The following is a 14,850-nucleotide window of genomic DNA, read 5'->3' as shown; positions in this document are numbered from 1 at the left end:
CTCACGAGCCCTCTTCGCACCGGGCTAGCTCGAAGGCGCGAAGATGAACGGAATCGATACTGCGGTGTCTTCCTCCGGCTTGACGGGGAACCGCCAGGGCCGGATCCGGTTGCGAACGCAGTTCACTACCGTGGCAGAGCCGAGGGTGTCGCGCTCGATCTCGATGTCGGCGACGGTCCCGCGGCGGGAGATCGTGATCCGGATCAGCAGCTTGCCCTTCAGCGCCGGGTTGCGCTTCAGCTCGGCCTCGTAGCAGCTGATGATGGACTTCATCCGGACCTTGATGAAGCGGTTGATGCTCCCGGCGTCGACCTCGGTGGACTCGACCTCCATCCGCCCCGAGGTGATTCGCCCGGAGATCCTCGGGGTCTTGCGGGTCCCCGTGGCGACCTTGCCGCCGCCGCCACCTTCGGTGGCCATGTCGCCGATTTCGGCGGTGCCGCCACCGCCCGCTACGCCGGTCCGCATGGCGAGCGCGTCGGCGCTGGTGGCCACCCCGACGCCGGAGACGTTCGCGAGGGCCTCGTCGAGGTCGGCGCCGAGGCCGCCTCCCTCACCGATGATGTCGGCGACCCCGAAGCCGCCGCTCGCGCCGTCGCTCCGGGCCCCGATGATCGCCAGCAGGCCGGTGGAGCGGACCTTCTCCTGGACTTCCTTGCTCTGGGCCCGCTGCTTGACCTCTTCCTCGTCGGCGGGCTCGTCGGCGGGCTCGTCCTCGGGCTCGTCCGCCGGCGCGTCCTCCTTGATCGCCTCGCCCTCACCCTCTGGCTCGGGGATGTCCTCGTCCGGGATCTCGGGGGCGATGATCTTCAGGAAGCGATCGGGGATCTGATCGAAGGAGAGCTCGGTGGGGATCGGCGTGTGGTAGAGCTGCCAGCCCCCGGTGAAGTGGATCACGGCCGAGATCAGGAGCAGGGCGGTGAAGAACTTGTCGATGCTCTTCACCCAGCCGCCCCGGGCCTCCTTGGGCAGGGTCGGCCGCACCGGCTCGGGGGGCGGGGTCACGAACTGGAAGAGGAGGGTCACCTCGCCCAGCGAGACCTTGCCCCGGGCCGTCTCGGGAAGGGGGTAGGCGTAGAGCCCACCCTTCTTCTTCACGAGGTTCTGGCTCTTGAGGGAGGCGAAGTCGACGACCGACTGCCCCACCGAGACCCGGCCGGCCATCTGATCCGTGAAGGCGAGATGGTACTGGCCAGAGCGTACGTCGAAGAGGGTGAAGGTCTTCGGGAGACGCGAGGCCGGGACGACCAGCGTGTTCTTCGGGGCCGTCCCGATGGTGACCGGCTCCCGGCGGCGAATCAGCCGCTCCTCGATGATCTTGCCGCCCTGGATGAGTCCAATGCGGAGGACCTTCTGTTCCACTCTTGCGGGCATCAGCCTGGCTGGTCTTCAGCTCCCCTGAAGGGCTCGAGAGGTTGGACCTCCATGCCCTACTCCCATGGTGCGCCCATCAATCCGGATGCAGGGATCACTCCTTCTTGATGACGGCGAACTTGAACTGCGAGAACTGGGCCTGCCCCGCGGTGTAGAGCACCTCGTTGAGCAGCCGGTAGTTCGTGTCCTGGTGCGCGATCACGAGCGCGAGGCCCTTGAACTCCTGGGCCGTGTTGTGCTTCGCGATGCGCTTCTGCTTGTCGGCCTCCTTGTTGAGCGCCTCGAAGAGGGGCTCGATGAAGAAGCCCTGCTCGCCGTCGCGCTTGGTGGAGACGTCGACCTTACCGTCGATGACCTCGGCGACCGAGACGTCGTTCACCAGGATCTGGCGGGTGGTCACCGCCACCGGCACGGCCTCCTCCGGCTCGAGCGTCGCGCTCGAGGACGGGAGCTGGAGATCGTCCGACATGGTGATGTTCACCGGGTTGGCCGAGAAGCTCTTCAGCAGGAAGACCAGGAGGATCGTCAGGATGTCCATCAGCGAAGTGATGGTCAGGGGCCCGGGCTCCTCCACCTCCCGCTTCTTCTTCCGGTTCCGGACGCTGAACTCTTCGGGCGCCGGCTCGAACTGGCTGAGGTCGTTGGGGTTTTCCATCTACGGCTCCAATAGAGGCTTGGCTCGAGACTAAGGGGGACTACTGGATGCCCGCAGAGAGCACCACGTCGGGGAAGAGCATGCGCCCCTCGAGCTCCCGGGTAGCGTCCATCGTGGCAATGATCTTCGAGTACTTGATGTCCGGCTCCGCGTTGAGGACCATCTTGGTCTCGTCGGGGAACGCATCCTTGATCTCGGCCAGCTTGTTCGCCAGCGCCTCGTAGTCGTACTCACCGTCGGCCTTCTTCGGGATGGTGGGGCCGGCTTCCTCCGCGCCCTCGCCACCGAGCACAGCGCCGGTGCCTGCCACCGTGAATCCCTTGTCGGTCACGGCGACGGTGAGGTTCAGCTTCTTCTCCTCGTCCTCAGGCTTCTCCTCGGCGACCCCACTACCGATCTGGGGGGCCGAGACGTTGATGACGGCGATCTGGACGAACGCCGCGCTCAACAGAAGCGCCGGGATCAGGATGATGATGAGGTTCATGATCGGCGTGATGTTGAGAGGAGGGATGTCTTCCTTCCCTCGGTGTCCACGCCCTGATGGTTTACTGGCCATCTCTTGCCTCATGTCGGGAGGAGGCTCTTCGCCCGCTCCCGTTCTTTGCTTTTTTTACGATTACGAAGCGCTGACGATCGCTGGAGCGACCGCTTACTCGAGCGAGCTCTGAGCGCCCTTACCGCGGGAGATCAGGAGGTTCTCGAGCTTCACCGAGTACTGATCGATCTCGTCGATGATCTTCTTGGTGATGCCGGCGAGGATGACGTGCGCGCCCATGCAGGGGATCGCGACCATCAGACCGAACGCCGTGGTGTTCATTGCGATCGAGATGGAGGAGGTCAGCATCGCGGCCTTCTGATCCGGGGCCGCCTGGGCAACCGCCTGGAACGCCTGGATCAGACCGATGACGGTACCGAGCAGCCCGAGCAGGGTGGCGAGGTTCGCGACGGCCTGCAGGGAGTTGGTCCGCTTCTGGATCGCGGGGATGACCTCGAGGGTCGCCTCCTCGACGGCGTTCTGGATCTCGATCTCACCCTTGTTCGCGCGGGTGAGGCCGGACTTGATCACCTTCGGCAGGGCCGCGGAGGGAGCCGCGTTGCAGAGCTTGATGGCGCGGTCGATGTTGTTCGCCATCACGAGCTTCTGGATCTGCGCCATGAAGGCGGAGCCGTTGATGTTGTACTTGAAGAACAGGAAGATGAAGCGCTCGATGACGACAGCGAGGCCAACCACCGACATAGCGGCGATGGGCCACATCCACGGTCCACCTTCGACGAAGAACTTTGCAGCAGAACCCATTGTGGCGAGTCTCCTTGGGGTTTTCGCAGTTTCGGACATCCGGGGCCCCGAAAGGTTCCCGAAAGGCCAGATTGTCTACCAGATACTCCCGGGGGGCGAATAGCCCCCCGAAAAAAGAGAGAGTTGAAGAGATTTCCGGAGGCTAGAAGGGATCCTTCTCCAGCGACACGTCGATCTCCTGGAGAAAGCTCTCCTTTCGATCGAGCGCCTCGTAGTCCAGATTGGACCTGGGGAGGATGTAGAAGGCCTGCGGCTTCTGGATCCTGCCCTCGACGGTGATCTCTTCGAGGCGAATGACCTTCTTCTTCTGCGCCAGGGCGGCGGTGGGCACCGTCGCCATCAGCAGGGTCACGAGGACCCCCAGAAGTCCCAGAAGGATTCGCATCTTGTCTCCCGTCACGCCCCATCCAGCTCGGGTTTTTCGGGTCTCCCGGGCTCATGCCCGATCGACCGGGGACGCATCCTACTCGACGGGCCTGGGCGGATCCACCGCGCACTGGCCCGATCGGCGAACGTGTAAGGGGGGGACCCCGAGAAAACACCCCGGATTCCGGCTACTTCTCCTCCTCGTCGCCGGCGCCCAGGGTGGAGCCGCCGGTCCCGGGCCCCGGATCCTCCTCCTCCTCCTCGCCGAGACGAGAGCTGGAGGCCCGCTCGGCCGCCCGCTCCTTGGCCTCCGCCTCCTCCTGGGCCTTGCGCAGGGCGGCCTTGCGCTCGCGCTCGATGCGGCGCTCCTCCTTGTTGATCGCCTTGTCGGCGTCCCCGATGAAGAGGCTGATCCGCTCGTCCTTGCCCCCGGCCGCCTGGTAGCGCTCGAAGTACTCCCTGGCCTTCTTGAGGCGGGGCAGGATCTCGATCCCCTCGAGGGGGGCGTCCAGGTAGAGGAGGCCCAGGTTGAAGAGGGCGTCGGCGCTGCGGGGGTCCAGCTCCTGGACCCGCTTGTACTCGGCCAGGGCCTTCTGGTGCTCGCCGGCTCCCCGGTAGGCGTTGCCCAGGTTCAGGTGGGCGTCGGGGCGCTTCGGGGCGTACTTCACCGCCAGCTCGAGCTCCTGCACCGCCTCGTCGAAGCTCTGGGCCTGGTTGAGGAAGGCGCCGTAGTTGATGTGGGCCTCGGGGAAGTCGGGGCGCAGCTCGGCCGCCCGCTTGAAGGCCTGGAAGGCCTTGTCCCGCTCCTTCTGGGCCAGGAAGACGAAGCCCCGGAGGTTGTGGGCCTGGGCGTGGGAGGGATCGATCTGGACCGCGTTCTCCAGCACCGAGCCGGCCAGCTCCAGCTTGCCCTGCTCGTAGAAGACCTGCCCCAGGACGATCATGGCCCCCACGTTGCGCTCGTCGGCCTTGAGCACCTTGCGGGCCTCGGTGAAGGCGGCGTCGAGGTTCTTCTGCCCGCCCCGGACCACCAGGATCCCGGCCAGGAGGTTCCTGAACTCCAGCTCGGCCGGGTAGCGGGCGATGCGGCGCCGCAGATCGCGCTCGGCCTCCTCGATCTTGTCCTGCCGGACCAGCAGCGCCGTGAGGTTGGCCGAGGCCTCGGTGAAGTCCGCCTTCACCTGCAGGGCCTGCCGGTAGGCGGTGCGGGCGCCGCTCACGTCACCCTTGTGCTCGCGGATCGCGCCCAGGTTGTACCAGCCCCACTCCAGCTGATCGTCCTTGGTCACCGCCTCCAGGAAGTGACCCTCGGCGGTGGTCAGGTCCCCCTTGGCGTTGGCTCGCACGCCGGCGTCGAAGGCCGACTGCCCGCGGGAGGTGCGCTTCTTCTTGGGGGGCGGCGGCGGTGGCTCGGGGGCCGCCTCCTTCTCCTCCACCTCGGGCTCGGGCCGCTCCCGCGGCGGCGGCATCTCCGAGGAGGACTCCGACTCCCGCCGGACCTCGGGCTCGGGGGCCCGGGCGACGGCGTCGGTGGGGATCTCGGGGGTGCTGGCCTCCGCCCCGGTGTCGGTGACCTCGGGGAGGGGCGCCTCCTCGGGCTTCTGCTTGCCGGCGCAGCCGCCGAGCAGGAGGAGGCCCCCGAGGGGCAGCAGGAGGAGGAGCCTACTTCTCATCCTCTTCCTCGTCTCCGAGGCCCCCGAGGCGGGTGCCCATCGGCACCGGCGGCGGGATGCCCTCGATGCTCGGCGCCACGGGCATGGCGGCCATCGGGGTGGTGGCGTAGTGGTCCCGGGCCTCCTTGAGGATCGGGAACTCGTCGGGGCGGTAGCGGTTGAGGCTCTCGAGGGTCAGCTTCGTCCACCGGTTGATGATGCCCGCGTCGCGGGCCTTCTCCATCGCGGTGACGTAGGCCTTCTGCGCCTCCTCCTCGATGGGGGTGGCCACCTGCGCGAGCTGATCCTGGTAGGCCCAGACATACTCCTCGCCCAGGCGCTTGATCTCCGTGGGGATGGGCGCGTCGTAGAGGGCGCCGGCGAAGCGCTCGAGGACGAAGCCGATGCGGTAGGCCGCGGCCAGGGTCCAGTCGAGGCGCTTGTAGTCGTAGACCTTGCGGTAGAGGGCCGAGACCTCCCGGGACTTCTCCTTCTTCTTCTCGAGCGCGGCCTTCAGTTCGTTCTGGAGCTTCTTGCCCCGGCCCTTGGCGACGATCTTGATGTCGTCGTAGGCGCGGAACTCCTTCTCCGCGATCATGAACTGGGCCTCGGCGGCGAACTCGCTGGCGCGGGCCAGGGCGACCTCGTCGCCGGAGAGGGTGGGCGCCAGCGAGGCGTGGAGGGCCACGGTCTGGTGGTAGGCCTCCTGCGCCTGGGAGTACTGGTTCAGCAGGAGGAAGGCCTTGGCGACCTTCAGCTTGGCCTCGACGACCTCGGCGGCGGCCTCCGGCGAGCGGCGGAAGCGGCGGATGAACTCCTCGTAGGCCGAGATCGCGCCCTTCGGGTTGCCGGCCTTCTCCTGACACTCGGCGGCGAGCAGGAGGAGGCGCGGCGTCTCGGCGGCGTCGGGGAAGAGGCGCGCGAAGCGCCGGAACTGCGCGGCGGCCCGCTCGTACTTCTGGGTCAGGTAGAGGAGGAGGGAGGCGTTCTGGAGGGCGGGCTGGCGCTGCTGGGACTGCGGGTAGTTCTCGATCAGGTCCATGTACTCCTTGATGGCCTTGTCGAAGTCGTACGCCCGCTCGGCGTTGTAGGCGACCAGGAAGAGGGCCTTGTCCGCCAGCTCGGAGCTCGGGTACTCGCGGAAGACCCGCTCGTAGAGCCCCAGGGCCGACTCGAAGCGCAGCACCTTCTCGTAGCAGACCGCGGCGTTGTAGAGGGCCCGGTCGGCGAACTCGTGCTTGGGAGCCTCCTTGACGAGCTGGAGGTAGAGGGTCGCCGCCTCCTCGTAGGAGCCGTCGTCGAAGAGCTGCTGGGCGCGCTTGAAGCGCCCCCCGAGCTTGAACTGGGTGAAGGTCTCCTGCACCTCGCCGCCGGCCTTGGCGATGGCCTCGGTCTCGAGGAGCCGGGCGGAGGTCTCCTCGACGCCCCGCCAGTCCTTGGCGATGAGGAAGCTCTCGATGATCAGGTTGGCCGCGTACTGGGCCGACTCCTCGCCGGGCCAGCGCTTGACCATGTACTCGAAGCGCCGCCGCGCCTCGGCGTGGTGGCCGTGGATGTAGAGCACCTCGGCCGACTTGTAGGCGACGTTGGGCGCCGACTCCGCCTCGGGCATCCGCTTGATCATCGCGTCGCCCGCGGCGATGTACTGCTGCCAGAGCTCGGGGATGGGCTCCTCGACCACCGGCTGCCCCTCCGGCCAGTCCTTGGAGGTGAGCACCTGTCGCACCGGCAGGAGCCCGGCCTGCTGCTGGCGCTCGATCTCCTTCTCGTAGGCCAGCACCGCGCCGAGCGCAGAGTCCTCGAGGTACTCGGCGTCGTAGTTCGAGTCGCGGGTGAGCTCGAAGTACTTCGCCGCCTCGACGAACTGCGCCGAGTTGTAGAGCGAGTCGGCGTAGTAGTACTGGAACTCGTAGAGGTCCTTGGTGTGGGGGTAGAGCTGCAGGTAGCGGCCGTAGGCGTCCGCCGCGAGCTTGTACTCGGTGAAGGCGAGCTCGATCTTCTCCTCTTCCCGGAACTTCTGCGCCTGCTCGTGGTGGAAGACCGCGCCGGCGCGCAGCGACTTCTCGGTGAGGTCCGCCGCGTGGGCGAGCGCCTCGGGGTTGCCCTTGTTGGCCTCCCACCAGGCGCTCCCCTCGGCGTAGTTGTTGACCAGCGCCTCCTGGGCGGCGAAGGCCTTGGCGAAGGCCCGATCGCGCTCGTGGGCGGCGATGATCTTCTCCTGGATCACCGGCGCCTCCTCGGCGGTCGGGTAGCGCGCCAGGAGGAACTCGTAGGTGGCCACCGCCTGCTGGTGCTTGGTGAGGTCGAAGTAGACGTCGCCGAGGCGCCGGATCACGTCGAACTCGTAGGGCGGGTGCCCCCGCTGCTCGAAGAAGGCCCGGGCCTTCTCCGGTGAGCCCCAGGACTCGTCGGCGAAGGAGATGGCCGTGTACTGGATCGCCTCGGCCCGCAGGTCGCCGCCGACCTCCTCGCCCGCCTCGGCGGCCTTCTCGTCGTAGAAGGCCAGCAGGTCGGCGAAGGCCCGCACCGAGGAGTCGTAGTCGTCGATGCGGTAGTAGGTCCAGCCCAGCTTGTAGAGGACCTTGTCGTAGAGGGGGTGGTCCCGGAAGGGCAGCGCGTTGGTGTAGGCCGCGATCGCCCGGGAGAGGGCGTCCGGGTAGACCCCCTGGTCGGCGTCGAAGAAGAACTCGCCGATCCGCATCCAGACCTCGGGCACGAAGCGGCTGCTCGGGTACTTGCGGACCAGGCGGTCGAAGGTGGCCAGGGCCTCCTCGTGCTCCTCCTGCTCGCCGAGGAGGTAGCCCAGGAGGTAGTAGGCGGCGTCGCCGTAGCGGTAGTCGGGGAACTGGGTGATCAGCCGCTGGTAGAGGGCGATGGGCTGGGCGAAGCTCTTCTCGGGCAGCGGCGGGAGCTCGGTCAGCTCCTCGCCGGTGGCCTGCCGCCGCTCGATCTCGGCGTAGTACTCCTTCTCGGTGATCCGGAACTCGTCCTCGATCTTCTCGTAGTAGAGCTCCGCCAGCCGCATCATCGCGTCGGGGGAGTACTTGGGCTCGTCGGGGTAGCGGGCCAGGAACTCCTCGAAGAGGGCGATGGCGTCGAGGCGGTCCTTGCGCTCGAGGACCTCGAGGTCGGCGATGGCCTTCTCGTAGCTCTTGGAGAGCTGCTCACGGCGCTGGTGGTACTTCCGCTCGATGAGGAGCTGCACCTCGCGCCGGAAGTCGGCGGCCTCGCGCTCGAAGAGCTCGACCCGCTCGATCATCTTCACCAGCTCGGGGGGCAGCCGCTTGCGCCGCTCCTCCTCTTCCTTCTTCAGGGCCAGCTGCCGGGCGGCCTCGCGCTCGGCGGCCTTGGCGGCGGCCTCGGCGGCGACCTTCTCCTCCTCGCTGGCGGCCTCCCCGGCCCCGGCCCCCTCGGCGGCCGCGCCGGCCTCGTCGCCGGCCTGCGCGAGCGCGGGCGCTGGCGCCGCGCCGCCGAGGCCGGCGGCGAGGAGGAGGATCGAGAGGAGGCGCCGGGGGATCACTCGGCCTCCTCCAGCACTTCCTTGAACTCCTGGTCGAGGAGGCGGATCTGGCGATCCTTCTCCTGGGCCAGCCGCTGGATCTCCTTGGACTTGTCGGCCTTGCGGCCCCAGGCCACGTCGATGATCCCCACGTCGGCCTTGAGGATGAGGGAGTAGAAGGCGTCCTGCACCCGGCGGAAGGAGTTCAGGGCGATCCGGCCCACCAGGTTCTTGGTGTCACCCATCACCTCGCTCACCTGCCGGCCGTAGCCCTCGAGGCGCTCGAGCTCGATGTCGACCTGCCGCCGGATGTCCAGGCGGCGCTTCTCGGCACGCTCGTCGATGGTGGCCAGGAGGCCCTGGAGCTCGGAGAGGTTCCCCTCCCCCGTCGCTCGCATCGAGAGGATCCGGGCGTGGTAGTCCTTCCGGTCGGCCGGCAAGCGCGAGCGGAGGCTGTCCATCAGGCCGGCCTCGGTGGCCAGCGCCGCCTGGTACTCGTTGCGCAGGAGATCCTCGGCGACCGAGGCCGCGCCGCTCTTGATCTCGTCCTTCAGGCGCAGGGCCTCGGTGAGGCGGTCGTCGGCCTCGTCCTCCAGGGCGTCGGCGACCTCCTTCTCCCGGTCGAGGCGCCGCAGGAAGGCCTCGATCTCCTCGGCCGACTCGGTGCGGCGGTCACGGGTGTCGTCGATCCACTTGCGGATCGCGACGATCTGGGCGTTCAGCGAGGTGGCCGCGAGCTTCTCCCGGTAGGCCTTGCGCTCGACGCGCCCGATGGACTCCACCCAGAGGGTGTCTCGGGCCTCGAGCTCCTCCTGGGAGCTGGGCAGCGCCCGGAACTGGCGCTCGAGCCGGGCGCGACGCTCGCGGATCTCGGAGAGGCGCTGGCGCTCGGCGTCCTCCAGGACGTCGGAGAGGAGGCTCCGCTCGAGATCGGCGAGCCGCGAGAGCATCTGGACGGTGCCGTTGAGCACCTCGGTGGCGCGGGCGTTGCCCTCCTGCAGGGCCGGGAAGGGCTCGAGGGTGCGCTCCTCGAGAGAGGCGATGATCCGGCTGGCGATCTTGCGCCCCTCGACCACGTCGCGATCGCCCTGCTCGACGTCGCTGACGATGGCCATGGCCTGCTTCACGTCGGTCTCGGTGGAGGCCCACTTCACCGCCACCGGCGGCAGGATGGACTCGACCGCGAAGGACTCGCCCTCCTCCTGGATCAGCTCGTTGAAGTAGGTGACTGGATCGTCGTGGAGAGAGAGGAGCGCGTCGATCTCGTCGCGGATCGGGGCGTAGGTGTTGATGACCCCGTTGTAGGTCTCGAGGGCCTGCTCGTAGCGCTTGCGCCGGGAGTAGAGGTTGCCGATGAGGATCTGGGCCTCGGGAGCCAGGGGCGAGTCGGAGGCGCCCACCATGAGGATCTCGGCCGCCCGCAGGGCGTTCTGGTAGTCCTCCTTCTTCACGTAGGCCCAGGCCACCTCGTAGAGGGAGCGGTAGAAGTGCACGCTCGAGCGCTCGACCCGCTGGTAGGCGTCGATGGCGGCGTCCACGTCGCCCCGCTCGTAGTGGAGGCGGCCCAGGGCGATCCAGGCCAGCTCCTTCACGTCCCGCTGGCGCTCGGACTTGGCCGGCCGCGGCAGGATGGACTCGAAGGCCTGCTGGGCCGAGTCGAGGTCCCCGGCCTGCACGTAGAGCGCGCCCATGAAGTAGCGCGCCTGGAGATCGAAGGGGCTGTCGGCCGGGACCTCGGCGAAGACGGTGAGGGCCCGGGCGAGGCGATCGCGATCGGGGAGGTCCGAGCGGCCGGCCAGGAACTTCCCGTAGACGTAGAGGACCTGGGGCCGCAGGGTGGCGCCGCTGGCGCGCAGCGCCTCCACGTGCTCGTCGATGCCCGTGTAGTCGTCGAGCTTGCCGCTGACCTCGATGATCCGCAGCAGGGCGTCCTGGCTGTAGCGCCCGCCCCCCTCGGAGAGCAGGCGGGCGAAGGTCGCCCGCGCCGGGAAGTAGGACGACTGCTGGTAGAGGCTCTCGGCGAGGTAGTAGAGGCCGTCGTGGTAGTGCCGGCTGGCCTGGAACGCGGGCTGGTCGACCAGGTCGAAGAGGAAGACCGCCGCCGCGTTGTAGTTCTCGAGCAGGAAGTGCAACTCGGCCTCGGAGAAGCGGTTCTCGACGTCGCCGAGGCGATCGGCCGCCGGAGAGCGGCTGTACTGGGCGATGACGATGTCACTGCGCCCGTTGAGCTCGGTCGAGAGCTTCTCGAGCTCGAGGAGCTCCCGCTCGATCTTCTTGCGATCGAGGCCCCGGGCCACGCCCGGCAGGACCAGCAGGAGCGCGGCGGTCGCCCCGAGAGCAGCCGCCAGGCGTGCGGCCCGCTCCCGTCTCACTTCTCGGTCCCCTCGTCCTTGCTCTTCCCGCCCCGCAGCTTGCGCTTGGGCTGATCCTTGCTGGTGGTCTCGTCGTACTTGATCGCCGGGCGATCCTTCAGGTCGGTCGTGATGCCGCCCTTCTCGTAGCTGACGATCTTCAGCTGGGTCGTCTTCCCGCCCTCGGCGTTGAAGGTGTAGGAGGACTGCACGGTGAACTTGTAGCCCTCGAGGTAGGAGAAGACCCCGAAGCCGCTGCCGCGCAGCACCACCCGCGCCGTGATCTGGTGGTTGCCGGGGACGATCCGGCCGTTGAAGATCTCGATCTCCTCCTGCCGGTCGAGCTCACCCCCGGTGTCGACCTTGGTGTAGATCGGCGCGCCGTCGAGGGCGTAGGTCACCGACTCGACGACGAAGGAGGCGCCCATCTCGTTGCGGTGGATCAGGACCGCCTTGGCGCCGGAGGTGAGGTTGTCGCTGATCACCGTCTCCTGGAGCAGCAGCAGCCGCGCCTTGGTGCGGTAGATGCGCTCCTTGAGGTCGGTCACCCGCTCCTCGAGGCCCTTCACCTTCAGGTCGAAGGTCTTCTCCTCGTCGGCGGCGGCCCCGGAGCCCTCGGCGCTCTCGACCGGCGTCGCCTCGACGGTGGTCTCACCCGCGCCGATCCCGTCGACGGACGCGGGCTCGGCCGGAGGCGCCGGAGCCTCGGTCGCGGGGAGGGCCTCACCGCCGCCCTCGGTCTGGGCCCGGAGCGGCCCGACGACGAGCAGGGTGAGGAGCAGCGAAAGCCAGCCTGCTGCACGCCGCATCTTCTTGCTGACCTCCAAGTCCCCTTGCGAGGCCGTCTCGGGCCTCTCGCGCAAGTTCGCCCCTCCCGGCGAAGTGTCCAACGGGCAGGATAACCCGAAACAGGGGCCTTTGGGGGGGCGATTCCCCCCCCCGGCCGGGGCTAGCCGCCCTTCTTGAGCTCCTGCAGGACGCCCTTCGCCACGGCCTTGAGGGTGTCGAAGACGCCCACGCCGGTGGGGGCGACGGCCTCGTAGTCGGGCACGCCGCGCGGATTGAGCAGCCGGCGGAGCTCCTCCACCGTGGCGGCATTGGGGAGGTCCCGCTTGTTGTACTGCACGATGAAGGGCACCCGATCGAGATCGTAGCCGTGCTCGGCCAGGTTCACCCGCAGGTTCTCCATGGACTCGAGGTTGGCCTCCATCCGCTCGATCTGGGAGTCGGCCACGAAGACCACCCCGTCGACGCCCTTCAGGATGAGCTTCCGGGAGGCGTCGTAGAAGACCTGCCCGGGCACCGTGTAGAGGTGGAAGCGGGTCTTGAAGCCCCGGATCTCACCGAGGGAGAGGGGGAGGAAGTCGAAGAAGAGGGTCCGCTCGGTCTCGGTCGCCAGCGAGATCATCTTCCCCTTCGCATCGGGATTCGTCTTTGCGTAGACGTACTGCAGGTTGGTCGTCTTTCCGCACAGACCGGGCCCGTAATAGACGATCTTGCAGTTGATCTCGCGGGAGGAGTAGTTGATGAACGACATGGCGTCCTTGAGGCTCTGTGGGGTGGGAAGCTAGTCGCTGAAGAGGTTGTCGATGTCGTCGTCCGTGATCTCGGCGAAGGGCGACGACACCCCAGGCTGGGCCATCTTGTTGGCCAGCGCGTCGAAGATCTGGGCCAGCTCCTGCGAGGCCTTCTTGACCCGCAGGCGGACCAGACCGAGGGAGCTGCGCTGATCGAAGATGACGACCAGGATCACGCGTCCACCGACGATCGTGATGTGGAGATTGTCCTTCTCGCCCTCGTGGAAGAGGATCGAGAATTCCTTCTCACCGAGCAGCTTCGCCAGACCTCCGGTGGCCGCGATGTTGCCGGCGGTGAGGGAGGCCAGCGAGGTGGTGTCGAGGTGTTCCGTATCGCCGGCGGCGGCGATCAACTGGCCGTTCTTGTCGATGAGGAAAACGCACCGCCCGTTCGCCTCCCGGGTCAGGCGTTCGCAGATCGCCTGGACGGCCTGGAAGTCCTCCTCGAAGAGAACCATCTGAGGGTGCATTGAGTGGGCGCCTCGGTCGTGACTTGGGGAATCTTTGGAACGTCTTGAGCCGCCACCCCCGTTGAGGGCGGCCACGAAACTCTGTGGGTGATAGCAGGATCGGGGAGGGCGGGGCAAGAACGCCAAAACACTGGCGTCCGCTCGCCGGCCCTTCCGGCGCCTAGAGAGGCCTCCGGCCGGCCAGGGCTCGGCCCAGGGTGGCCTGATCGGTGTATTCGATGTCTCCGCCCATGGGCATGCCCTGGGCGAGGCGGGAGACGGTGATCCCCAGGGGGGCGATGAGCCGGTGGAGGTAGAGGGCCGTGGCCTCCCCCTCGACGTCGGGGTTGGTCGCCACGATCACCTCCTCGACCCGCCCCTCCCGCAGGCGGGAGAGCAGCTCGGCGATCTTGATGTCGTCCGGGCCGATGCCGTCGAGGGGCGCGATCACCCCGTGGAGGACGTGGTAGCGCCCCTGGAACTCGCCGGTGCGGTCCACGGCCAGCAGATCGGGCACGGTGGCCACCACGCAGAGGAGGCTGGCGTCGCGGCGGGCGTCGGCGCAGACGGCGCAGAGCTCGGCCTCGGTGAGGTTCATGCACACCGGGCAGAGGTTGACCTCCTGGGAGACGGCCCGGATGGCCTCGGCCAGCTCGAGGGCGTACTCGGGCTGGGCCCGGAGGATGTGGAAGGCCAGGCGCTGGGCGGACTTCTCCCCGATGCCGGGGAGGCGGCCCAGGAGGGTGATCAAGCGCCCGATGGGTCCTGCGATCGCCATCCCGCCCTACTCCAGGATCCGGATGTCCTCGATCTGACCCCCGAGGGCCTCGACCGCGAGCTTCACCGCCGGGTTCTCCATCGCGGCGCCCCGCACCCGCTCGACGTGCTCGGCCAGCTCCCGCTCCCGCACCGTGGCGATCGCCTCGGGCAGGGCGTCGGTCTTCACCGTGTCCTGCACCTCCAGGCGCAGCTCCATGGGGCGTCCGAAGTGGTCGGCCAGGAAGGTCTCGAGCAGGCCCCGGTTCTGGGGGCTGCCCAGGCCGTCGAGGTAGAGGCCCCGGGGCATGGCCAGGGAGAGCACCTCGTCGGTGATCTCGATCGGGCGGCCATGCTCCAGCGCCGAGGCCAGGAAGGGGCGGTAGCCGTGGGTCATCACCGCGGTGACCAGGGCCTCGTAGCGGGTGGCCAGGTCGGCGCCGGGATCGTCGCCGAGGGGCAGGCGCGGCGCCGCCGGGGCGCCGCCCTCGGAGGCCTTCTTCTCCACCTTCGGCTCGGGCTTCGGCTCCGGCCTCGGCTCGGGCCTCGGCGCCGGCCGGGCCGCCGGCGGGGGCGGGGCCGGGGGGGCGCTCGCCCGGGGCGGGCCTCCCCCGCCGGGGCGCTCGGTGAGCTCACCCAGGGGGGGCGGCTCGTCGCGGTCCGGGGGCTCGGGCAGCTCGGACTCGGGCGGCTCGGGGGCGTGGGTGAGGCCCTCGGCCTCGGCCTTCGCCGCCATGGCCGAGGCCATGTCCGCGATGCTCTTCGGCTCCGCGGTGGGCCTCGGCCGGTTCTGGGGCCGGGGCGCCGGGGGCTCGGGCTCGGGCGCGGGGGCGGGCCTCGGCGCCGGCGGAGCGGCCTCCACGGGCCGCGGCGG

General features: G+C 68.4%; 13 protein-coding genes. All 13 read right to left on the bottom strand.

What is annotated here, in order from left to right; translation table 11 throughout:
* Positions 1-24 precede the first annotated feature (24 nt).
* Positions 25-1,362: an AgmX/PglI C-terminal domain-containing protein gene (locus P1V51_21315; GenBank protein MDF1565591.1), complete on the bottom strand. Its 1,338-nt coding sequence runs from the start codon at positions 1,360-1,362 to the stop codon at positions 25-27.
* Positions 1,363-1,468: 106 nt separating this feature from the next.
* Positions 1,469-2,029: a biopolymer transporter ExbD gene (locus P1V51_21310; protein ID MDF1565590.1), complete on the bottom strand. Its 561-nt coding sequence runs from the start codon at positions 2,027-2,029 to the stop codon at positions 1,469-1,471.
* Positions 2,030-2,069: 40 nt separating this feature from the next.
* Positions 2,070-2,585 carry a biopolymer transporter ExbD gene (locus tag P1V51_21305; protein MDF1565589.1) on the bottom strand — a complete coding sequence of 172 codons (516 nt, stop codon included), beginning with the start codon at positions 2,583-2,585 and terminating at the stop codon, positions 2,070-2,072.
* A gap of 93 nt (positions 2,586-2,678) precedes the next feature.
* Positions 2,679-3,284, bottom strand: a complete 606-nt coding sequence (locus P1V51_21300; GenBank protein MDF1565588.1) for a MotA/TolQ/ExbB proton channel family protein — start codon at positions 3,282-3,284, stop codon at positions 2,679-2,681.
* A 184-nt stretch (positions 3,285-3,468) separates the two neighbouring features.
* The gene (locus tag P1V51_21295) at positions 3,469-3,711 is read right to left on the bottom strand and encodes a hypothetical protein (GenBank protein MDF1565587.1); all 243 of its coding nucleotides are present in this window, start codon (positions 3,709-3,711) and stop codon (positions 3,469-3,471) included.
* 169 nt (positions 3,712-3,880) lie between these two features.
* A complete protein-coding gene (locus P1V51_21290) occupies positions 3,881-5,365 on the bottom strand; it encodes a tetratricopeptide repeat protein (protein ID MDF1565586.1) in 1,485 nt (494 codons plus the stop codon).
* Positions 5,355-8,864, bottom strand: coding sequence for a tetratricopeptide repeat protein (locus P1V51_21285; protein ID MDF1565585.1), 3,510 nt, complete (start codon positions 8,862-8,864; stop codon positions 5,355-5,357). Before P1V51_21285 ends, P1V51_21290 begins: the two co-directional genes overlap by 11 nt.
* A complete protein-coding gene (locus P1V51_21280) occupies positions 8,861-11,215 on the bottom strand; it encodes a tetratricopeptide repeat protein (protein MDF1565584.1) in 2,355 nt (784 codons plus the stop codon). The genes P1V51_21285 and P1V51_21280 overlap by 4 nt, the downstream gene beginning before the upstream one ends.
* Positions 11,212-12,003 (bottom strand): dihydrolipoamide acetyltransferase, encoded by a 792-nt coding sequence (locus P1V51_21275; protein MDF1565583.1) that lies wholly within the window; start codon positions 12,001-12,003, stop codon positions 11,212-11,214. Before P1V51_21275 ends, P1V51_21280 begins: the two co-directional genes overlap by 4 nt.
* A 140-nt stretch (positions 12,004-12,143) precedes the next feature.
* Positions 12,144-12,731 carry a GTPase domain-containing protein gene (locus tag P1V51_21270; protein ID MDF1565582.1) on the bottom strand — a complete coding sequence of 196 codons (588 nt, stop codon included), beginning with the start codon at positions 12,729-12,731 and terminating at the stop codon, positions 12,144-12,146.
* Between the two features lie 30 nt (positions 12,732-12,761).
* A complete protein-coding gene (locus tag P1V51_21265) occupies positions 12,762-13,241 on the bottom strand; it encodes a roadblock/LC7 domain-containing protein (protein ID MDF1565581.1) in 480 nt (159 codons plus the stop codon).
* A 160-nt stretch (positions 13,242-13,401) separates the two neighbouring features.
* Positions 13,402-13,998, bottom strand: coding sequence for a recombination mediator RecR (recR, locus tag P1V51_21260; protein ID MDF1565580.1), 597 nt, complete (start codon positions 13,996-13,998; stop codon positions 13,402-13,404).
* A gap of 6 nt (positions 13,999-14,004) precedes the next feature.
* Positions 14,005-14,724, bottom strand: coding sequence for a hypothetical protein (locus tag P1V51_21255; protein ID MDF1565579.1), 720 nt, complete (start codon positions 14,722-14,724; stop codon positions 14,005-14,007).
* Between the last annotated feature and the right edge of the window lie 126 nt (positions 14,725-14,850).

Source organism: Deltaproteobacteria bacterium (assembly GCA_029210625.1).
Taxonomy (GTDB): Bacteria; Myxococcota; Myxococcia; order SLRQ01; family SLRQ01; genus JARGFU01.
The sequence above is the reverse complement of the archived record's forward strand: the minus strand, read 5'-3'. Positions and strand labels throughout refer to the sequence as shown.